This is a genomic window from Bacillus yunxiaonensis, from assembly GCF_037104695.1.
Lineage (GTDB): Bacteria > Bacillota > Bacilli > Bacillales > Bacillaceae_G > Bacillus_A > Bacillus_A yunxiaonensis.
The window spans coordinates 100,751-121,578 of sequence record NZ_JBAWSV010000004.1 but is presented as its reverse complement, the minus strand read 5'-3'; the positions used below and the strand labels follow the sequence as shown (position 1 = coordinate 121,578).

Sequence of the window (20,828 nt, the reverse complement as noted above, 5' to 3'; positions counted from 1 at the left end):
TGCAAATCCCCTTTATTGAACAGCAAAATTCATCCTACATACATTTTTAAATTCATACATTTTAATTTTAAACTTGGGATACATTGAAAATTCTATACTATTATTCATTAAGTAAGAAATAAGATATAACTAATCATCAGTGGAGGGCTTACTGCCCGCAAATAGCGGGATAAATAAAAAAACTTTGAACTGTGCATTCAAAGCTTACAAAACCCTTTATTATTTCTCATATTTCCCTATCTTCTTTAACAACGTTAATAGTTGATCTTTCTCATCCTTGTTTAACATATGGAATGATTCATGTATGACTTTTTCATGATTCGGAAAAATATTGGAAATCAATTGCAGCCCTGATTCAGTTAAATGAGCATAAATGACACGCCGATCATTTGGACAAGGCTTTCGCTCTACAAGTCCTTTTTTTTCTAATTTATCAACAACATACGTAATACTGCCGCTTGCAATTAAAATTCTTTCACCAATTTGTTGCAATGGTTGATCTCCCTTATGATATAACAGTTCTAGCACTGCAAACTCTGTTGGATTTAACCCGTTACTTTGAATAGATTTATTGGTAGTATCCATAACCGAGCGGTGTACGCGCGATAAAGCGATAAATACTTTTAATGATTTGGAAACATTTTCTCTCTCATACTGAGATGTCATAACTCTTCAATCCTTTACTAAATTTCTTTTCAAATAGCGATATTATATCAAATTTCAAAAACACCGTCTTGTTTCAATATATTACAATAAAAAATAATAAAAAAATATAAAAGCACTGCATATTTAAGAATGTTTATATATAATGAAAATAAAAAACAGAAGGAGTTAGCAATTTTGAACGTAAAACTACGCAACACATTTTTATATATTTTGTTTGTTATATTGCCAACTCTTTGTATTAGCGCTCTCTTTTTTTCATACCACAAATATACAATGCAGCGCGAAAATAAACAGGCAGCTCATAAAGTCGTATTTTTATATAGAGACTATTTAGATCGTTATTTAGGAGAAGCAACATCTGCATTAGAAATGCTTACTATGGTTATTAGCACAAAAACGAAAGATATTAATCAAATCCAACAAGTCCTACAAAGTACAGATGAAAGAGACCCTCGCTATTCTGGTCTGTATTATGCGAATACAGATTATAAAATTACAGTAGCATCATCCAGTTTAAAAAGAAGCTTTGATATCGCCGATCGTTCTTATGCACAAGAGGCTTTGAAAAATAAACGGACCACAGTTTCATCTGCAATTACTGATCGTGTTTCTGGACATCAGGTCATTGCGATTGCTACTCCTGTTCTCAAAAAGAATAAAGAGGTTTCCGGACTACTCGTAGCAAGTTTACGATTTGACTATATTGCAGCATCTTTAAATGCAATCAAACCAAAATACCATTTTGAAGTGCTTGATAAGCAGGGAATTACATTTTTACAAGATGATGATCACAAATTTGCTCAAAAAAACACACAACAAATTACTGTTCCATTAACAAGATTACCGTGGAGCGTTTCTATTTATCCGTTACCTATTCAACAAAATATTCTATACCGGAACGTCTTTACGGAATGTTTAATAACATTATTTCTTATGAACATTTTATTTTTAGTTGTAAAGTATATGCTTCTGAAAAGACAAACAAAATTGGAAAGAAAGCAAAATGAAGTACAAAAAATGGAATTAGTTGGCTCTCTTGCTGCAAGTACAGCTCACGAAATTCGCAATCCTCTTACAGGCATTAAAGGACTTGTCGCTCTTTTAAAAGAAAAACATACAAATGAACAAGACCAATTTTATTTCTCAGTTATTGAACAAGAAATTGAGAGGATTAATGAAATTGCCAGTGAATTCCTTATCCTTGGAAAACCAACTGCTATTATTGAAAAAACATACGATTTAAGAGACATTGTAAAAGAAGTTTCGTTAATTATCCAATCTGAGGCAAATTTACATAACGTTCAAATTTCCATACATATGCCAGAACATCCAATTCTTATTCGTTGCTCAACTGATCATATCAAACAAGTTATTTTAAATATTACAAAAAATGCTTTTGATGCAATGACATTAGGTGATACATTGACAATTATAGCCGAAGCAAGCGGAAATATAGCTCAATTACGTATTATAGACACAGGGAAAGGAATTCCAGAACACATCCAAAAACATATTTTTCATCCATTTTTTACAAACAAAGATACAGGAACAGGACTAGGCCTTGTCGTATGCAAAAGAATCGTTGAAATGTACAATGGTCAAATTACGATTAAAAGCAAAGAACATATAGGAACAACTGTATGCATTACACTCCCGCTCCATTCACAATAATCATCCCTTTTTCTATACAGGGATGATTATTTCATAAATGCTGTAATAAACATTCTCCAAAACATATTCGATCTCACATTGTTTGACGTTTTAAAAACTGGCGCTTTTAACATTAAAAACCATTTCGATACTTTATTCTCTTTGTAACGTTGATATTTCATAATAAGCATGTCCAATTCTTGACTTACTTGAACTGTCTCTAGGCTATTAAGTCCATTTATAAGCCCTAAGTGAATCATTTCTTCGCGCTTCACATCAATATCGCGTAAAAGCTTGTCCAATGTAGATTTCCTTTTTGCTACAAACATACGTATCCCCCTCGATATTATTCCGTAATCTGTATTCCTCTCTTATTAAAAATGGAATTTTCTGTTTCTTTTCCATCAAGTGTGAACGTTCAGAAAATTAAACATTTTCTCCCTGTAATTTACAAATCTTTATCCTCACCTTGAGAATTATTACAAATTATTCTATCTTTGTAAATACATTCGCAATAATAGACATTTTTTTTGTTTTATTTTAGTTGAAACCCCTCTTAATTATAATTTTTCCTCTTTTTCACAATTGCATTTTCGACATTTTGTGCGGTTAAATTACTTCAAAACGTAAACGATAACAGTAGATTATCATTTATCCGGCTATTCGCGGAGAGTAAGCCCCCGTCTCAAGACTATGAGAAATTAAAGAATATAAATGAGAAAACCATCAGCTGATGAGATCCCCCATCTACTAATGGTAGCTTCATTCTATTCATTTAAACCGAAAATGAACAATCTCTCGTCTATTGATGGGTGTTTTGTTATTAAGAAGGGAGAATCTTACATGCGAAAATATATTGTTACCTTTTTACTTACGGCGCTACTGCCAATCATAACCTTTTCTGTACCGACCTACGCTCATACAAATAAAGTAGCAATTGTCATTGATGACTTTGGAAATAATATGAAGGGAACGGAAAAAATGTTATCTCTTCCTATCCCGTTAACCGTTGCAGTTATGCCATTTCTTCCATCTACAAAACAAGATGCAAGATCAGCTCATCAAAAAGGACACGAAGTTATTATACATATGCCAATGGAGCCTATAAAAGGAAAAAAAGAATGGCTTGGTCCAAAAGCTATTACAACAGACTTAAGTGATGATGAAATTAGAAGTCGTGTCAAACAAGCAATTGAAGAAGTTCCATTTGCAATTGGAATGAATAATCATATGGGTTCAAAAGCAACTGCTGATGAAAGAGTGATGCGTATTATACTATCCGTTTGTAAAGAACATGGTCTCTTTTATTTAGATAGTAAAACAAGCCCAAACAGCGTTGTAAAAAAAGTTGCTGAAGAAATTGGTGTGCCTACTGTAGAAAACAAGCTATTTTTTGATGATGTATATACTTCTTCTCACGTAACAAAACAAGCAAATTCTCTTTTGAAGAAAATAGAAAAAGAACCTGTTATGGTAGCTATTGGTCATGTTGGGCCACCAGGTGAAATTACCTCTTCCGTCATCCAGTCTTATATTCCAAAAATTCAAGAAAAGGCTGATTTCATCTTCTTATCTGATCTTGTCTCACCAGCGCCACCTGTTTCTTCACAAAAATAGAGAGAGGCAGAAGCCTCTCTCTATTTCTAAATACGGTCTACATGACTGACTCGAAAACCTTTTTTCTCTAATCTCGCCACTAATGCTTCTAGCTCTTTTTGGTTTAAATCCTCTGTAAGATTAACAATAACACGCCTTATATATTGATCACCATTATCTAACGTAAATAAACCACCGATATTATAAGACTTTAATAATGTGCCAAGCTCTTTAATGATTCCTTTAGATTCATGCGTCGCTATCGTTAATATATACCCACCTGTATTCATTCCAAATGAGTCTTCAATCACATCAAAAATATTAGAATGTGTTAAAATGCCCACAAACTCATGGTAATCATTTAGTACCGCTAGAAATGGCAGTCGACGAATTGTATAAAAAGCTCGGAAGAAAGAATCACGCTCAAAAATAAATGCTTGCTCATTATCCATTAGCTCCGAAACTCTTTCTTTGCTTCCTTCTTTCTCCCTACATTTATTCTCTAACATATCCACTTTATAAATAATACCTTTGAAAGTCTTACCATCCTCTGTTAAGACAGGAATCGCTCTATATCCACAACGATCCATTATCTCTAACGCCCGTTCTACATCTTCACTCTCTGAACAAGTCACAACTTGTTGCTTTGGAAGAAAATGATATTTAACTCGCAAAATACGTTCCTCCCCACATGACGACATGTAATCTATATATAATAAGGAGAGCCATATTTTATGAGTAAAAATTCATTTATAAAAACGCTTTCATTTTTAAGGTTACTTTGTACCTTATCCCACTCCTCTTTAGGCATTTCTACCTAAAGAAGACTTTCAATTAAATAACTGAGCTTTTCGTTCCTTTAATCATTAACAGTTTCACATGATAATTCATTAAGTACTCTAATCCTTCTAACCATTTTTTCGTTTCTTCTGGCGTTGTTCCCCATACAATTAATCCGTAATTATGAACAAGCACAGCTCCGCCACCCTCGGTAAAGCAAGGCACACTCTCTTCTAACAAATTCGCAAATTTACTTTCATTTTCTACAATTGGAATTGTAATACCTGTAATACCCTCCTTACCAAAAACACGTTCTACATTTCTTTGTTCAAACGTTACTTCTCCTTCTTTCCCATATAACTCAGACATTAAATGACTATCAACTGTTTGTACTTGTAAAATGCATTCTGCCTGACTTTTCTTATAAATATCTGCATGCATAAATGACTCTGAAGCTGGTTTCTCATCAATCGCAAATACTGGTTCACACGTACTATTGACTACAATAAAATCATCTTCCGCAAATAATCCTTTATCTTTCCCTTCTATATTAACTAAAAATGTAAGCGGATCTTTAGACGTACGCATTGATAAGCTAATTTTTGTCCCATAAAACCAATCACGAAGAGCCAATTCCATCTTAATATCCCGTAATTCTTTCCATTTCTTTAAAAATAATAACATATTGTCACCCCCGTATTGTTATCTTCTGTTTCTATGTAAAAGGCGATATTTTTTGATAATTCGCAAAATTTAATTGAATTATCACACGAGAAATCTTTTTTGTCAATACGCTTTTGCCATGTTCCATAAACTTTATCCAAATAAAAAGAGCCCTGCTATAAGGCTCTTTTGTTCATCATAATTTGTAGTATGGCATTCTTCTCTTGTTCATTAATAATGCGTAGTTTTTGTAGTACATGTGCATATATTATTATCTTCTCACGCAATCTGTTACTCACCTCTTCCCCCTTCTTTCCCATAACCAACTTTTTTTCTGTTGGTAAATTATATGACGATCAAGAAAAAATGTGTCCTTTTTTTTGCACATAGCCAACATTTTGCGAATGTTGTTTTTTTTCCATATATATGCCTATACTAAACAATGTAATTCTAAATTAAAGTTGAGGGGAAAAATATGAACGTTGTTATTAGTACGTTAAACGCAAAGTACATTCATACAAATCTAGCAATTCGTTATATCAAAGCATATGCCCAGCCTGAATTTGATTTAGAAATGGCTGAATATACGATTAACGATCCTGTCATGAATATTGTTACTGATTTGCATAGGCGTAAACCTGAGGTAATAGGATTTAGCTGTTATATTTGGAACATCGAAGAAACACTTGAAGTCATTCAAATGCTCAAGAAGATTAATCCAAATCTTATCATTTTTGTCGGCGGTCCAGAAGTTACATATGATGTGACATATTGGCTAAAACGTGTTCCTGAAATCGATTTTATTATTATTGGTGAAGGAGAAATTGCTGTAAAAAATCTTCTATTTGAAATACAAAGTGCACAGCAATTTGAAAAGCTTGACGGTATCGGATTTATAAAAGCTGATGGTACCCATGTAATAAAACCGCAACGTGAGAAACTAAACTTAAAAGAATTACCATCCCCATATCGTTTTCCGGAAGATATTCCACATTTAAGTAAACGCATTACCTATATTGAGACAAGTCGTGGTTGTCCGTTTAGCTGTCAATTTTGTTTGTCTTCTATTGAGGTTGGCGTTCGTTACTTTGATCGCGAACGTATTAAAGAGGATATTCGCTACTTAATGAAGAATGGTGCACGTATTATAAAATTCGTCGATCGTACTTTTAACATCAGCCGCAGCTATGCCATGGAGATGTTTCAATTTTTAATTGATGAACATGTACCTGGAACCGTATTTCAATTTGAAATTACAGCCGATATTATGAGGCCTGAGGTCATTGAATTTTTAAACACACATGCCCCTGCTGGTTTGTTCCGATTTGAAGTTGGTGTACAATCTACAAATGATCAAACAAACGACCTTGTAAAACGACGTCAAAACTTCGAAAAACTGACGAGAACAGTTACAATGGTTCGTGATGGACAAAAGATCGCACAACATTTAGACTTAATTGCCGGACTGCCAGAAGAAGACTATCATTCCTTCAGAAAAACATTTAATGATGTCTTTGCTTTAAGACCAGAAGAATTACAACTTGGCTTTTTAAAACTGTTGCGTGGTACGGGCCTTCGAATTCGAGCAAATGATCATCAATATATATACATGGATCAGGCACCATACGAAATGCTTGGAAATAATGTCCTATCATTTGATGAAATTATTCGAATCAAACAAGTTGAAGATGTATTAGAAAAATATTGGAATGCCCATCGTATGGATAACGCTGTGTCATATGTCATATCTCATACATTTGATACACCTTTTGATTTCTTCCAAGAATTTGGAACTTATTGGGATACACAAGGATGGAGCCGAATTGGACACCAACTAGAAGATTTATTCCAACGTCTGTATCAATTTTTACAATCAAGAGAAACGACACAACTTCATACGATTAAGGCTTTATTGACAGTTGATTATTTACAAAATCATAAATATCGTCCTCGTAAATCATGGATAACGGAACAAAAGAAAAAGGAGGAAGTAAATTCCTACTACAAAATGATTATGGAACGCCCGAACATACTAGGAGACGAATTTGCTACGCTTCAATTGGCAGAAAAAGATTTGTATAAACATACCATTATAGAGCATATACCATTTGACTACCACTCTTACATGAAGCATGGTGAAATGATTTCAAGACCTTCCATCCTTGTTGCCTACTACAATCCGAAAACGACACAATGTGAATTATATGCAACAAATACAAGCGCATAATTTCACAAAAAACAGGAGCTTTCATTCCTATCGAAAGCCCCTGTTATTCTAACTAATAGTCCAGCGGATACCTACTCTTTTTACTTCTTCCTCAAAGCTATGTGGCATTCTTTTGTCACAAATAACATGATGTATATCGGAAAATCCTGCAATGCGATAATTTCCTTTTATCCCCAGCTTCGTATGATCACATAAAATAAATGTTTCTTCTGATTGCCGAATCATAGATTCTGATAACTTCGCTTTCTCTAATTCAAAACTTGAAACTCCGAAATTAGGCAGAAGCCCATCAATTGAAATGAATGCTTTATCAAAGTGAAATTGCTGAATGGCTTGCTGAGAAATAGACCCTGATACCCGGCAATGCTCGGGAGTTACTTTTCCACCAATAAACAACAATTGACCATCAAATATTTTTTTATTAATAGAAGAAATTAATTGTGTTGCAACAGGAAATGAGCTCGTAATAACAGTTAAATTTTTCCGATGAACGAGATATGGCACCATTTGTAGCGGTGTACTGCCGTCATCAATAACAATCACATCGCCATCTTCTACAAAAGTTGCTGCTTTATAGCCGATACGTTTTTTTTCTGTTATACACAACATTTCTCTTTCTAGCATCGGAGGCTCTATTCCAGTTACAGGAAGAACAACTGCTCCCCCGTATACTTTCTTTAATTTCTTCTCACGATCTAAGTCTTCTAAATATCTACGAATTGTCTCTGTAGATACTGAAAATTCTTTTGCAAGTTCTGTAACTTTTACTTTTCCCTTTAACTCTACTTGTTCAATAATGATTCGCTTACGCTCTTCTCCGACAACAGACATGACTTCACCTCCAATTATACAAAGTCATATTTCTCTTATACCAATACTACTTACTCATGTATATAATTTCTTTGCTTCTCTCTCAATCTTGGGGTAGAGGTCTTACTGCCCACGAATAGCGGGATAAATAAGAAAAAGACCATCCCTCTTGTTAAAATTTTTCTTCATGTTTTGTCCTCTCTTTGTTTTCATATGTATAATTTCAATATAAACGTAAAGTGTAAAAACTATATTAAACAAAGATTAATCTTTTGTTTGTTGTTTGTTTTTGTGTAATACGTTGGTACTTCTATGTTTTCTCCCTTTTCTCGCTTACGACATAACAATAAATTTACAAACAATTAAAAAATCCCACAAAAAAAGAGACGTTTATAAAAAACGCCTCAATTTTTCTTTCCTTTTTTTGAGTTGCGATTTGCATATTTTGCAACATCTTCATTTTCGTACTCGACTGCAAATTCCGCATCCGGCAAGCTTTCTTTTGGAGTTTGATTGTTCTTTGCAGCTGCGTTACGACTCACCTTTCGTTTTACCATACGAAACACTCCTTAATTCTTTATATAAAACCAATGCTTGTAGTACTAATATGGACATTGAAACTCCACTCTATAGATGGTAACTGTTAACAAGTTGCGAATATGCAATGTGAGGAAATGCTATAAATTAGGAAGGTATATATGCCTTTCACTTTCATAAACAAGGAGCGGTAAATGTGAAGAGAAACCAACCAATCGACTCTCCGATTCTTGATGAAACAATTCCGCATCAAATGAATTTTCCTTCCTTTAAAGGAACTGGCATCACGATGCAACCACCATTCACCAATGAGTATGGCGTAATTATTGGTGATAGCCAATATAATTCAGAAAATAGCCCTCTGAACTATTGGAGCGATGATATTGATCCTGCTATTATGGCCGGAGATCAATGGATACATCCAACAAATGATATCGGCTGGATTTCTGAAGAAAATCAGGAATTACTGCAAAGGAACAATAATGATTCCGAAGACACTTTTATGCATCCGCAGTTTGGCATTAACGATTAACGTAGAAAAAGGATTGTATTTTATAAAATACAATCCTTCTTCTTATCCAACAATAATCCGTTCTTTTGGATACCTATATCGGGGTGGTCTCTCTTTTCCGCCAATTACAAATATGAACGTTAAAATACCAATCCGCCCGATAAACATGAGTGCAATCAATACGATTTTTCCAGTTGTTGTGAGTTCCGGTGTTATTCCAGTCGATAAACCAACTGTGCCAAATGCTGAACATACTTCTACAACAAGGTTCATTAATGGAAATGGTTCCGTTATACATAAAACAAATAGTGCTACGGCACATAGCAAAGCACCCATCAATGTAACAGCAAATGCTTTTACAATATCATCTTCGTGTAATTGCCTCCCAAATACTCGCACACTTTTACCGCCTTTTGCAAAGGTATACAATACAAGGATACTAACAGCAAATGTCGTAGTACGAATACCACCGCCGACAGAGCTTGGGGAAGCTCCAATAAACATTAATATACTCATAAAGAAAAGTGTCGGAGGCGAAAATTCTTGAATATCCAAAGTTGCTAAGCCGCCACTTCTTGTTGTAACAGATTGAAATAATGTATAAAACAACATTTCATCCCATGATTTTCCATGTAAAAAATGATTCCACTCTAACAGAAAAATAACGATTGTCCCAACAACCACTAAAGTAAAGAACGTTGTCGTTGTGAGTTTTGTAAATAATGAAAACCGAAATAATTCATGTTTCTTTTTACCTATATATTGCTTCACTTCAATCAATACTGGAAAACCAATTGCCCCTAAAATAATAAGAAGCATATGAATAATTTGTACGATATAATCTTCTTGGTACGGTACAAGCGATTGTCCCGTCAAATCAAATCCGCCATTCGTTGTAGCACTAACAGCTGCAAAAAAGCCATGAAAATAAGCTTCCTTCCAAGTAGGGAAGTAATTTAAAAATCTTGTTCCTAATAACAGTGCACCAATTACTTCAATTGAAACAATCAATATTAAAATAGAGCGCATTAAATGAACAAGTCCAGCTAAATTTCCTTGATTTTGATCCGCCATAATTAAGCGCCGCTGCTGCAGGCCTATTTTCTTTCCTGTGATCATCCAAACAAACGTACCAAGCGCCATAATACCCAGCCCGCCTAATTGTAAAACAAGCGCTAATATAACAATACCCGCTGTAGTAAATGTATCTGGAATCGATACAACGGATAAACCGGTTACACTTACTGCACTAACAGATGTAAACAAAGCATCAATAAATGTCCACTTAACCCCTGGCTTTATAACAAATGGCATGCTTAATAATATAACAGACACAATAACAGCAATACCATAAAATAAAACGATAAGCTGTACCGGCCTTAAATGTTGTAGCAATTTCCTAATAGCTTTCATTCCATCACTTCTTTAACTTTTTTTACGACGAAATATTTCGAAATCCGAACTACTGCCATGTGCAAATAATTCCTGAAATATTTTTGCAAATACCATACTATAAACGGTACCATTCCCTCCATAACTTAATGCATAATAGAGGTTTGCAATTGATTCATCCTCTTTCAAAATGGGCATTCCATCATGTGTTCCTCCAAATATTGCTGCCCAATAATATTCTGCTTGTACGTGTTTCAACTGTGGAAATAATTTTGATGTTATTTGAACAAGAAGATTTCTTTTATGTAGTAGATGTGTGTCACCATATTTTTGTAACATACTCGGTTCATCTAGACCACCGATTATAATTCGATTCTTATACGTGCGGCAATATAAATACGGACGCGCAGTTTCCCAAATTAAAGACTGCTCGTACCATCCCTCAAAATTTGGTTGTTCATTTGTGACAATTGCATAAGAAGTTGCCAAAGTTGCATTTGCTTCTTTTTTTATCTGTTGCGTTTCGTATCCTGTAGCTATAATAACAGCCTTAGATATAATTTTCTTTCCATTTTTAGTATAACAGATTGTATCTTTATGAACAGATTTAATATGAATAATCTCTGTATCTTCAAAAATAGCCGCTCCATTCTTTTGCGCTGTATGAATAAGAGCATGTGTTAACACATACGGATTCACTTCCGCATCTCCTCTTGTGTATAAAGCAGCTGGTTTTGTAAATGAATAACGTTTCGTTATATCTTCTTCTGTAAAAAACTCAACAGGAAAATCATAATATCTTAAGGTTTCATACTCTTTTCTTAGAAATGAAACATCATCTTTATTACTTGCATAATATAAGCTTCCTCTACGAATAAATTCAGGATCTATATCGAGTTTTGTTACTACTTGCTCCAAAGTATCCAGCGCATTATAACATAAACGATATGCTCGAACTCCTTTTTCTTCACCAAATGTATGCACAAACGAAGTTAATGATTTATCTTGAGTGTATTGTAACAACCCTGTATTCGCAAGCGTACTTCCGCTTGCAACTTTTCCTTTATCTACAACTGCCACATGTAGTCCAATTGCCGATAACATATATGCAAGTTGAGCCCCCCCTTGACCACTTCCAATAATAAGCACATCACATATCATATCATTTTCCAAATTTTCATAACAAGGTATAGAAATCCCTTCATCCCAAAACAATTTTCCAAGTAGCAGTTCCATCAAATCTCTCCTAAAATAAGTTTATCTTTCTTTATCCCATTATTTTTCGTTATTTTCCATAAAAAAATCCAGCTAGTTTTCACTAGCTGGATTTTACTATCATGCTTTAGAAGTGGTATTTTCCACTTCTCTCAATGCAAAATCACCCGTACTCAACTAACTATCAGCGAGAAAGAGCGCCCACTAATAGTTAGTTTCGCTTTACTTTGAACGCTCTTCAAGCCAATTACCAATTGTCGGATATGTTTGTTTCACTGCCGTTCCTCCGTATACAATTGACATATGCCCTGTCGGAATACACACATATTGTTTATCTACACTAGAAATATGATCTAACAATGCTTCCACTTGACATGGAAGTGCAATATGATCACGTTGAGCAGAGATATTCAATACATTTGCTTTAATATTTTCTAATTTCACTTGTTGGCCGCGAATGATAAGTTCCCCTTTTACTAACTTATTCTTTTGGTAGAACTCACGAATCCATTGACGATATGCTTCTCCCGGAAACGGAATTCCATCCGCAACCCATTTTTGAACTAATTTCCAACTTTCTACAAACCGTTCGTTTTCTGAGCGATCAAGGAGCGCTACGTACGGACCTACAAAATTCGAAAGTGGTTTCAACATTTTATTTCCAAAGTCAATCATTTCTGGAGGGATATTTCCAAATGTATCAACTGCTTTATCTAAATTAAAATATTTTTCATCTAATAATGGTCCATATAAACCCGTATCCGAAAAGTCAAATGGGCTCGTCATGAAAATTAAATTACGAATTGGCATATGCGGATGAAGCGCAGCGTAAATAGAAGTTAAGGTTCCGCCCATGCAATAACCAAGAAGAGAAATCTCTTCCGCATTTGCTGTGCGCAATACTTTTTTCACAGCTTTTGCAATGTAATCAAGAACAAAATCATCAAATTTCAAATGACTATCTTCTAAACCAAATGTTCCCCAGTCCAGCATATATACATCAAAGCCACGGTCTACTAAGTATTCCACTAAACTATTCCCTGGCGTTAAATCCATAATATACGGCTTATTAATAAGAGCATAAATTAACAAAATAGGAACAGAATGTGTTTTTTCTTGTTTTGGAATGTAACGATATAACTTCGTTTTGTTTTTCGTCCAAATAACCTCTTTCGGTGTTAAGCCTACTTGTGGCTCTGGTTCACGAAGTAACACTTCACTTGCTCGTCTAAAGCGTTTATATGCTTTTTGATATTCCTCTGGATATAACTCTAATTGTTTTTCCCATTCCGCTCTTAATGTTGTCATTTTCACAACTCCTTTATTTTCATTTCTTTTCTAAAGAAAGAAGTGCATACCTATCATAGACATGCACTTCTTTGTTGTTAGATTACATATATAAACCGCCGTTAATATTTAATTGCTGTCCTGTAATGTATGCACCATCGCGGCATAAATATACAACACCTTTTGCAATTTCATCTGCTTGACCAAAACGTTTCTTCGGAATTTTCGCTACGATTTGCTCACGAACGTTTTCCGGAACTTCTGCTACCATTTCCGTATCGATAAACCCTGGGCAAATTGCATTTACTGTTACATTCGTTCTTGCATACTCTAAAGCTAAAGATTTTGTAAACCCAATCATACCAGCTTTTGCAGCTGAATAGTTCGTCTGCCCAAATCCACCAGCTTGTCCAATAATAGAAGAAATACTAATAATTCGTCCTTCTTCAGCTTCTGTTATGTACGGAAGTGCAGCACTTGTTGTATTGAATACGCTGCTTAAATTCACATCGATAACGCGATCCCAATCTTCACGGTTTAACTTTTTAAATGTACGATCTCTTGTAATACCAGCATTGTTAACTAAAATGTCTACTTTTCCAAAATGCTGTACTGTTTCTTCTACAAGACGCTTTGCATCTTCTAATTTAGAAACATCCGCTTGACAAGCATATACATCATGTCCTTCTTTCGCTAGCTCATTCACAAGGTTCTCAGCAGCATCTTTACTGCTATTGTAGTTAATCACCACTTTTGCACCTTCTGCTGCTAGTGCTACTGTAATCGCTTTTCCAATCCCCTTTGCTCCACCTGTTACGATTGCTACTTTTCCATGTAATTGAGCCATTTTTGCTCCCCCTTTGTTATAATTCGCGGCTACATGATGGATGAGCTTTTCTTAGACGTACACCGCAATGAATAGACACATTTATAAATGATATACCGCCCTAGAAAGAGGTGCTCCCCTCCGCTTTCTGAACGAATATATATTTAACGAAATTATTTTTTAGTATCTGTTTTTGCTTGTACTGCTGGTACTTGTAACTTTTCTAATACTTCATTTTGTTTTTCTAACAGCCCCAAAATTTTATCTAATTTATTTTCTAATGTACGAATATCTTGCTTCACTTTTGTGACATCACGTTTTATTGTAGGAGATTGTCCAAGGGACTCTGTATTTTCTTCTAAAAACTCCTCGATATTATCGACTTTGTTTTCTAAATTAATAACAAGAGAAGCAACTCTGGCAATATCTTCTTGCGTTGGAATATTCACTTTCTCTAAATACCCCTTCGTTGCATCATTCATCATCTTTTGATAAAACAAATTCAAATCTAGAACGCTTCCCATCCACGCAGAATATTCTTCTGTCTGGACTGTTTCATTGAGCGTTTTTCCCCAAAACTTTTCTGTCTGTTCGTAAACTTCTTTCCAAGCTTGTAATGGATCGAGTTTTTGTTCAATCACTTCTCCTACACTCCCTTATTTAGTTATTGAAACAATTCAATCTATTCATTATTTTCTAATATTCCGACTAAAAGTTCAAGTGTGTATTTAATTTTTTATTTTCCAAAAATACATTGACAAAAAATACAGATAGGTGTAAATTGCACATATAAGAAAAAAATTCCATCTAACTGATTCATGAGGTGATGCACAATCATGCTACAAAATGAACCAGAAAAAAAAGAAAGTTTGGATCCAAACCAAACGAAACAACCAAACTCCATGCCAAAAAACTTCTTAGTTCCATTCTTACTTCTCTGTCTTAAAGACTGGAGTCTTCACGGTTACAAACTCATTCAAATGCTAATGGATATTGGCTTTTCTTCTATTGATCAAGGCAATGTATATAGGACTTTACGCAAACTAGAAAAAGAAAACCTCATATCTTCTACTTGGGATACCAGTGAAGGAGGTCCAGCAAAACGGATTTATTCTTTAACGGAATATGGAGAGGAATATTTAACATCTTGCGCTACTTCATTTGAACAATATCAAAAAATGCTTCGTACGTTTTTTAACCTGTACACAAATGCATTCTTCCCATTTTCCACTGTTCCAACAAAGGATGAGAAACCTTCGTCCTCTTTTGGTGACACAGCAGATTAACCTGCGTTCACAATATGTAAATAATTTATTTGGAGGTCAAGTCATGGAAACGAAACCACACGAACTTGTTGATGCATTCTGGAAAAATTGGTCACACTCTCTTTCTCTTTTTTCTTCAGCGGGAAAACAAATGGAACAGCTTACATTAGAAACGTTGAAACATCAGCAGGAAGCTTTGCATAAATTAACAGAAAGTACAGAAGAAATCGAAAAAGAAATCCATCAATTTTCAGCACAAGCAAACGCGCAATATACCGAATATGTAAAACAATTTGCTGGGCATTCCTTTAATGAACAAATTGACGGCTGGCAAGAAAAATGGAATGAACTTTCTAACCATATGCAACAACTTACTGTGTCTCCAACAAAAGCATCTCTGTCTTTACTTTCACAAACAAGTGAGCAATTCGAAGAAGCAGTGAAACAATTAATTAGCCAACAACAACAACAACGTCAAGAGGTTCAAAAACAAATGGAAAGTTTTTTAGAAGAATTCAAATCCATGCAACTAGACCTCGTAAAAAAGTTCGAGGAAAACTCAAACAATCTATTTACTTCCATGAAATAAGAAAAATGTGGAAACTTACTGCAAAAAATACTCGTCTCTTTCTTTCTCCCACTACATCAGGATGGCTCCCATTTTTCAACATGGAAAAGAAGGAGGAAGAAATGAATCTTTTTCAAGAAGCAGAATCTGTCCCTGAGCTTTATTATGATGAGATTCACATTGGTGATCAGGCTTCTTTAACAAAAACGATTTCAGACGAAGATATTCTTGCTTTCGCAAAACTTACCGGCGATGTAAATCCCATTCATATACTTGATTCTTTTGCAAAAACAACGATGTTTAAAGAACGCATTGCTCATGGTATGCTTGTATCTAGCTTTATTTCAACAATACTTGGAACAAAGCTTCCAGGGAAAAATACCATTTATTTATCTCAAAATATGGCATTCCGTGCTCCTGTAAAAATTGGAGATACGCTACGTGTTGTCGCTGAAGTAATTGAAAAACGCGATGACAAAAGAATCATCACGTTACAAACAAATGTATATAATCAATACGATAAAGTTGTTGTTGAAGGTACAGCAACTGTCCTGAAAAAAGAGTAGCACTGCTACTCTTTTTTTCATTTCATCCAAGAACTGTTAGTATGACCGATTACTTCCGCGTATGAGTGAAAACAGAACACATACAATAACATTATCAGCTACCATAAGCTGAAAATAAAAAAAGGGGTATAACTCATATGGCAAAAACAAATAAACTACTTGTCCCTGGCGCTGAACAAGCACTAGAGCAATTTAAGTATGAAATAGCTCAAGAATTTGGCGTGAATTTAGGCTCTAACACAGCTTCTCGCTCTAACGGATCTGTTGGCGGTGAAGTAACAAAACGTCTCGTTTCTCTTGCACAACAACAATTACGTGGATAATTAAATAAATAATGGATTTGAGGCAGATATTCTCTGCCTCTTTTCTTTTCTGATCTTCACAACATATAATCTTTTTTCCTTTCACATACTATCATCAGCAAAAGAATAGAAAGGTGTCGGAACATGAAGCTGACTAACATCAAATTGAGCCCACCACAAGTTCTTATATTATCTTTTGTCATATTATCTATGATCGGAACATGCTTATTAAAACTTCCCATTGCCACAACAACACACGTTTCATGGATCGATGCATTGTTTACAACAGTCTCTGCCTTTACAGTGACAGGATTAGGAGTCGTTGATACAGGAACTGTATTTACTTTATTTGGGCAACTTGTGATTTTAACACTTATCCAAGTTGGTGGGCTTGGAATTATGAGCTTTGCTATCCTTATTTTTATGATGTTTTTTGGAAAAATAGGGCCTCTTACATTCGCCTTTTCCTTTGCTCGTAGAAAGCGTACAAAAATTAAATATCCGAACGAAGACCTTTTAACGGGTTGACAAACATTAACAGCTCTCGTATATTATAAGTAACAGCATATTTCCAAAGGGGAGTAGCGTCAGAGAAAATATTCTCTGAAACAAAGTCGTCATTACGTGGAACTGTGTTCCTCCGGCTTTGTTGGCATATCTTATTACATATGTCTAGCAAGACCTTTGCCTATCAACGGCAGAGGTCTTTTTTGCATTCTTTTCTAAATTCCTTCTCCGTTGATAGAGCTTATTTGGGGAAGCTAAACAATGGGGAATTTTCTTCTTTTGTTTAGCACATATACAAACGGGAGGAGAATGTAAATGGATCTATCTTTATTATTGGAGTATGGTTGGGTATTACTTATTTTAGTTGTTTTGGAGGGAATTTTAGCAGCAGATAACGCGCTTGTCCTTGCAATTATGGTAAAGCATTTACCGGAAGAAAAACGTAAAAAAGCTTTATTTTATGGGCTTGCAGGAGCCTTTGTATTTCGCTTCGGATCGCTGTTTATGATTTCATTTCTTGTCGATGTATGGCAAGTACAAGCGATTGGTGCTGTCTATTTAATGTTTATTGCTGGTAACCATCTTGTAAAAACTTATGTGAAGAAGAATACACCTTCAGAAAACACTGAAGAAGTAACGACGAAAAAACAAGAAAACTTTTGGTTAACTGTATTTAAAGTAGAGGTTGCTGATATTGCGTTTGCTGTTGACTCTATTTTAGCAGCTGTTGCATTAGCTGTGACATTACCGGAAACAAATCTTGGTACGATTGGTAGCCTCGATACAGCACAGTTTTTCGTTATTTTCGCAGGTGGTATGATTGGATTAATCATTATGCGCTTTGCTGCATCTGCTTTCGTAAACTTACTGAAACGTAAACCTGGGTTGGAAACTGCTGCATTTATGATTGTAGGCTGGGTTGGTGTGAAATTAGCAGTTCATACGTTAGCTCATCCCGCATTAGGCGTGATTCCACATGGATTCCCAGAATCAGCTACTTGGAAAATTACATTTTGGATTGTATTGCTTGCAATTGGTGCAGGTGGTTGGTTCTTATCAAAAGAAACAACACCAAATGTACAACAAGGTTCGAAAAAATATAACGAAAAAGCGCTGTAATTTCAGCGCTTTTTCTTTTTTCTTCAAAAATAGGTGAAGTTTCTCAATTTTTGAAGAATACATTGTTCAATGTTTCTCAAAAATAATGTCCTTTTTGTGAAACATTGAACAAACTTATTGAAAGTAAGAACAAATACGTGTACCTTATCCATATAAAGAGTATTTATAATCGATGTATTGAAGGAGCGTAATGATTTATGCTAGAACAAGGAGTAGATTACCTAGTACAGCTTGCAAAGAAAAAAACTAAAATGTTAAATAACAATCCAATGCAATATTTTCTTCGAGCAGCGCTAGCTGGTATCTATATGGGCTTTGTTATTGTACTATGTTTTAAATTAGGAAATTTCTTTCATGATGCACACTCACCCGCAACATATTTAGCATTCTCTATGTTTTTTGGAATTGCACTTATTTTAATTATATATGGTGGAGCTGAATTATTTACAGGAAATACAATGTATTTCACAGTCGCAACTTTGCGAAAAGAGACAACAATTGGTGATACATTGCGTAACTGGGGTGCTTGTTATGTAGGTAACTTAGTAGGGGCAGTATTTTTCGCATTACTCTTTTATGCAACTGGTATTTTTGAAACAATAAGTCACAATCACTTATTAAATGAAGTTGCCACAATAAAGATGGGCGCATCAACAATGCACTTATTTTTCAAAGCTATTTTATGTAACTGGCTTGTTTGTCTTGCATGTTTCCTTCCATCTCAAGTAAAAGGAGATACAGCTAAAATACTTATGATATTATTTACTGTATTTACTTTCTTCTTGTCAGGATATGAACATAGCATCGCAAATCTATCAATATTTTCAATTGCCTTACTTGTTCCACATCCTGATACAGTTTCTTTTGCGGGTGCAATTCATAACTTAATTCCAGTTACAATCGGTAACATAGTTGGTGGATCTGTATTTGTTGGTATGGTTTATCATTATTTGACTAAAACAAAAAGTGAAACAAAATCTACAAAACCAGAAATCGCTTCTGAACAAACTGAAGAAATTATTCCATTGCCAGCGCATGTAAAATAAAGTGAAACTTCCTTCTGGGAGCGTCTTTTTCCCAGAAGGTTAGTTGAACCAATCGGACCCTTACAGACGGTTTGACTCTCTTCCTTGCCTTACTTCTTATCGACCGTTTGGGCGGGATAGCATCAAAAATCTGCATTCCAAGAAATTTGGAATGCAGATTTTTTAATAACTTCCAACACATTTGATTATAATAGATGAAGAAATTTCTCCGGACACCTTTCCTTTTTGTATCCGATTTAACATATAATATTGTCCTATCGTATCATTTGTATGAAGATGAATTTCCTTGACATGTAATCCTTCCTTACAAAAGGCATCTATAAAATACAACCCATTTCTCTGCCGCAATCCCATATTATAATCAAGCGATAACGTATGTACTTTATTATTCCGAATGAGCTCCAGCGTCTGTTCGACCGTTGTCGCTAACATAAAACCTGCTGGGCAAGGTCTTTGATCATCCATATATACATTCATTTCATCCCCTCCTCTACACATACATACTGTATGCACATATTGTTCCAAATGCAATAAACGGCGCAAAAGGAAGCGGTTCTTTATAAGTCATGCATCGAAAAGCAATAGAAATAGTAAAAAAGCAAATACCAAACAATGAAGAAAAACAAAGTGATAGTAATATCGTTTTTGTCCCAACTACAAATCCAAGTAAAATGAGCAGTTTTACATCACCGCCGCCAATACCCGCTGGACAAATTACCTGAATGATATATAAGAGTACAAACATAACTGCTGCTCCTAATAGTCCATCCCACCATAGTGAAGGTGAGATAAAAAAACGCTCTATTACAAATAGCCCTGCAAAAAAGAATAAGATCCGATTTGGAATTACCATATAGAGAAGGTCTGTAATTGTAACAATGAAAAGAAGTGATAATAAGGTCCAAACGATAATAAGCTGCTCATTAGGACCGATAAAAAGTGCTGTAAGGAGAAACGCTATACCTGCAATACCTTCAAAGAGTGGATGAAAAGGTGAAATTTTTATATTACAGTTTGTGCACCTTCCTTTTTGTATACAAAATGATAAAATGGGAATCAGCTCTTTTACTTGTAATACATGATGACAATGCAAACAGTGTGAGCGCGGTTTTATAATAGAATAACCGAGTGGAATACGACAGGCAACAACTTGATAGAAAGAGCCTAATATCAAACCAGTGAAAAAAGCATACACATAAAATAGCATTTCACCATCTCCTTTCGGCCTAGTATAACAAGAAAATTTAATATGCTGTATTCCCTAAAATTTACTTTTCCCTATCAAAAAAACAGGC

At 34.8% G+C, this 20,828-nt stretch carries 24 protein-coding genes and 1 pseudogene; 11 read left to right on the top strand and 14 right to left on the bottom strand.

Annotated features, from left to right (window positions below; genetic code table 11):
- Positions 1 to 219: 219 nt before the first annotated feature.
- The gene (locus WAX78_RS12725; RefSeq protein ID WP_336482634.1) at positions 220 to 666 is read right to left on the bottom strand and encodes a MarR family winged helix-turn-helix transcriptional regulator; all 447 of its coding nucleotides are present in this window, start codon (positions 664 to 666) and stop codon (positions 220 to 222) included.
- A gap of 174 nt (positions 667 to 840) precedes the next feature.
- On the opposite strand from WAX78_RS12725, the gene WAX78_RS12720 reads away from it, so the two are divergent.
- Positions 841 to 2,337 carry an ATP-binding protein gene (locus tag WAX78_RS12720; RefSeq protein WP_336482633.1) on the top strand — a complete coding sequence of 499 codons (1,497 nt, stop codon included), beginning with the start codon at positions 841 to 843 and terminating at the stop codon, positions 2,335 to 2,337.
- Between the two features lie 26 nt (positions 2,338 to 2,363).
- Here WAX78_RS12720 and WAX78_RS12715 read toward each other — a convergent pair whose 3' ends face one another.
- Entirely contained in the window at positions 2,364 to 2,645 is a 282-nt protein-coding gene (locus WAX78_RS12715; protein ID WP_336482632.1) for an aspartyl-phosphate phosphatase Spo0E family protein, read from the bottom strand.
- 514 nt (positions 2,646 to 3,159) lie between these two features.
- On the opposite strand from WAX78_RS12715, the gene WAX78_RS12710 reads away from it, so the two are divergent.
- Positions 3,160 to 3,933: a divergent polysaccharide deacetylase family protein gene (locus WAX78_RS12710; protein WP_336482631.1), complete on the top strand. Its 774-nt coding sequence runs from the start codon at positions 3,160 to 3,162 to the stop codon at positions 3,931 to 3,933.
- A gap of 26 nt (positions 3,934 to 3,959) precedes the next feature.
- On the opposite strand, the gene cbpA is transcribed toward WAX78_RS12710, so the two are convergent.
- The 3 genes from cbpA to WAX78_RS12695 all read right to left on the bottom strand — a co-directional run bounded on the left by cbpA (position 3,960) and on the right by WAX78_RS12695 (position 5,654).
- Positions 3,960 to 4,586 carry a cyclic di-AMP binding protein CbpA gene (gene cbpA, locus WAX78_RS12705; RefSeq protein WP_336482630.1) on the bottom strand — a complete coding sequence of 209 codons (627 nt, stop codon included), beginning with the start codon at positions 4,584 to 4,586 and terminating at the stop codon, positions 3,960 to 3,962.
- 160 nt (positions 4,587 to 4,746) lie between these two features.
- Positions 4,747 to 5,376 (bottom strand): class II aldolase/adducin family protein, encoded by a 630-nt coding sequence (locus WAX78_RS12700; RefSeq protein WP_336482629.1) that lies wholly within the window; start codon positions 5,374 to 5,376, stop codon positions 4,747 to 4,749.
- 155 nt (positions 5,377 to 5,531) lie between these two features.
- On the bottom strand, positions 5,532 to 5,654 hold the full coding sequence (locus WAX78_RS12695; RefSeq protein ID WP_336482628.1) for a hypothetical protein: 123 nt from the start codon (positions 5,652 to 5,654) through the stop codon (positions 5,532 to 5,534).
- 176 nt (positions 5,655 to 5,830) lie between these two features.
- Here WAX78_RS12695 and WAX78_RS12690 point away from each other — a divergent pair, with 176 nt between their 5' ends.
- Positions 5,831 to 7,582 (top strand): B12-binding domain-containing radical SAM protein, encoded by a 1,752-nt coding sequence (locus WAX78_RS12690; protein WP_336482627.1) that lies wholly within the window; start codon positions 5,831 to 5,833, stop codon positions 7,580 to 7,582.
- A 48-nt stretch (positions 7,583 to 7,630) separates the two neighbouring features.
- On the opposite strand, the gene WAX78_RS12685 is transcribed toward WAX78_RS12690, so the two are convergent.
- Together WAX78_RS12685 and WAX78_RS12680 are read right to left on the bottom strand one after the other, a co-directional pair.
- On the bottom strand, positions 7,631 to 8,413 hold the full coding sequence (locus WAX78_RS12685; RefSeq protein WP_336482626.1) for a DeoR/GlpR family DNA-binding transcription regulator: 783 nt from the start codon (positions 8,411 to 8,413) through the stop codon (positions 7,631 to 7,633).
- Positions 8,414 to 8,796: 383 nt separating this feature from the next.
- A complete protein-coding gene (locus tag WAX78_RS12680) occupies positions 8,797 to 8,949 on the bottom strand; it encodes a hypothetical protein (RefSeq protein WP_176524721.1) in 153 nt (50 codons plus the stop codon).
- Positions 8,950 to 9,125: 176 nt separating this feature from the next.
- Between WAX78_RS12680 and WAX78_RS12675 the strand changes: the two genes are divergently transcribed.
- A complete protein-coding gene (locus tag WAX78_RS12675) occupies positions 9,126 to 9,461 on the top strand; it encodes a DUF3905 domain-containing protein (protein WP_336482625.1) in 336 nt (111 codons plus the stop codon).
- Positions 9,462 to 9,503: 42 nt separating this feature from the next.
- On the opposite strand, the gene WAX78_RS12670 is transcribed toward WAX78_RS12675, so the two are convergent.
- The 5 genes from WAX78_RS12670 to phaR all read right to left on the bottom strand — a co-directional run bounded on the left by WAX78_RS12670 (position 9,504) and on the right by phaR (position 14,801).
- The gene (locus WAX78_RS12670; protein WP_336482624.1) at positions 9,504 to 10,853 is read right to left on the bottom strand and encodes a TrkH family potassium uptake protein; all 1,350 of its coding nucleotides are present in this window, start codon (positions 10,851 to 10,853) and stop codon (positions 9,504 to 9,506) included.
- Positions 10,854 to 10,865: 12 nt separating this feature from the next.
- Positions 10,866 to 12,068: an NAD(P)/FAD-dependent oxidoreductase gene (locus WAX78_RS12665; protein ID WP_336482623.1), complete on the bottom strand. Its 1,203-nt coding sequence runs from the start codon at positions 12,066 to 12,068 to the stop codon at positions 10,866 to 10,868.
- Between the two features lie 201 nt (positions 12,069 to 12,269).
- Positions 12,270 to 13,355 carry a class III poly(R)-hydroxyalkanoic acid synthase subunit PhaC gene (phaC, locus tag WAX78_RS12660; protein ID WP_336482622.1) on the bottom strand — a complete coding sequence of 362 codons (1,086 nt, stop codon included), beginning with the start codon at positions 13,353 to 13,355 and terminating at the stop codon, positions 12,270 to 12,272.
- Positions 13,356 to 13,437: 82 nt separating this feature from the next.
- A complete protein-coding gene (gene phbB, locus WAX78_RS12655; RefSeq protein ID WP_098310903.1) occupies positions 13,438 to 14,181 on the bottom strand; it encodes an acetoacetyl-CoA reductase in 744 nt (247 codons plus the stop codon).
- A gap of 152 nt (positions 14,182 to 14,333) precedes the next feature.
- Entirely contained in the window at positions 14,334 to 14,801 is a 468-nt protein-coding gene (gene phaR, locus WAX78_RS12650; RefSeq protein ID WP_336482621.1) for a polyhydroxyalkanoic acid synthase subunit PhaR, read from the bottom strand.
- A 195-nt stretch (positions 14,802 to 14,996) separates the two neighbouring features.
- Between phaR and phaQ the strand changes: the two genes are divergently transcribed.
- From phaQ to WAX78_RS12615, 7 genes and pseudogenes are all read left to right on the top strand, one after another.
- Positions 14,997 to 15,446, top strand: a complete 450-nt coding sequence (gene phaQ / locus WAX78_RS12645; RefSeq protein ID WP_336482620.1) for a poly-beta-hydroxybutyrate-responsive repressor — start codon at positions 14,997 to 14,999, stop codon at positions 15,444 to 15,446.
- 43 nt (positions 15,447 to 15,489) lie between these two features.
- Positions 15,490 to 16,014: a polyhydroxyalkanoic acid inclusion protein PhaP gene (phaP, locus tag WAX78_RS12640; RefSeq protein ID WP_336482619.1), complete on the top strand. Its 525-nt coding sequence runs from the start codon at positions 15,490 to 15,492 to the stop codon at positions 16,012 to 16,014.
- 101 nt (positions 16,015 to 16,115) lie between these two features.
- On the top strand, positions 16,116 to 16,559 hold the full coding sequence (locus WAX78_RS12635) for a MaoC family dehydratase (protein ID WP_336482618.1): 444 nt from the start codon (positions 16,116 to 16,118) through the stop codon (positions 16,557 to 16,559).
- Between the two features lie 137 nt (positions 16,560 to 16,696).
- On the top strand, positions 16,697 to 16,882 hold the full coding sequence (locus tag WAX78_RS12630) for an alpha/beta-type small acid-soluble spore protein (protein ID WP_020061915.1): 186 nt from the start codon (positions 16,697 to 16,699) through the stop codon (positions 16,880 to 16,882).
- Positions 16,883 to 17,005: 123 nt separating this feature from the next.
- Positions 17,006 to 17,308, top strand: a pseudogene (locus WAX78_RS12625) (potassium transporter TrkG); the annotation flags it as partial.
- Between the two features lie 375 nt (positions 17,309 to 17,683).
- A complete protein-coding gene (locus tag WAX78_RS12620) occupies positions 17,684 to 18,487 on the top strand; it encodes a TerC family protein (RefSeq protein WP_336482616.1) in 804 nt (267 codons plus the stop codon).
- Between the two features lie 197 nt (positions 18,488 to 18,684).
- On the top strand, positions 18,685 to 19,533 hold the full coding sequence (locus tag WAX78_RS12615) for a formate/nitrite transporter family protein (protein ID WP_336482615.1): 849 nt from the start codon (positions 18,685 to 18,687) through the stop codon (positions 19,531 to 19,533).
- 162 nt (positions 19,534 to 19,695) lie between these two features.
- On the opposite strand, the gene WAX78_RS12610 is transcribed toward WAX78_RS12615, so the two are convergent.
- The gene (locus WAX78_RS12610; protein ID WP_336482614.1) at positions 19,696 to 20,010 is read right to left on the bottom strand and encodes a cyclic-phosphate processing receiver domain-containing protein; all 315 of its coding nucleotides are present in this window, start codon (positions 20,008 to 20,010) and stop codon (positions 19,696 to 19,698) included.
- Positions 20,011 to 20,023: 13 nt separating this feature from the next.
- On the bottom strand, positions 20,024 to 20,740 hold the full coding sequence (locus WAX78_RS12605; protein WP_336482613.1) for a prepilin peptidase: 717 nt from the start codon (positions 20,738 to 20,740) through the stop codon (positions 20,024 to 20,026).
- Between the last annotated feature and the right edge of the window lie 88 nt (positions 20,741 to 20,828).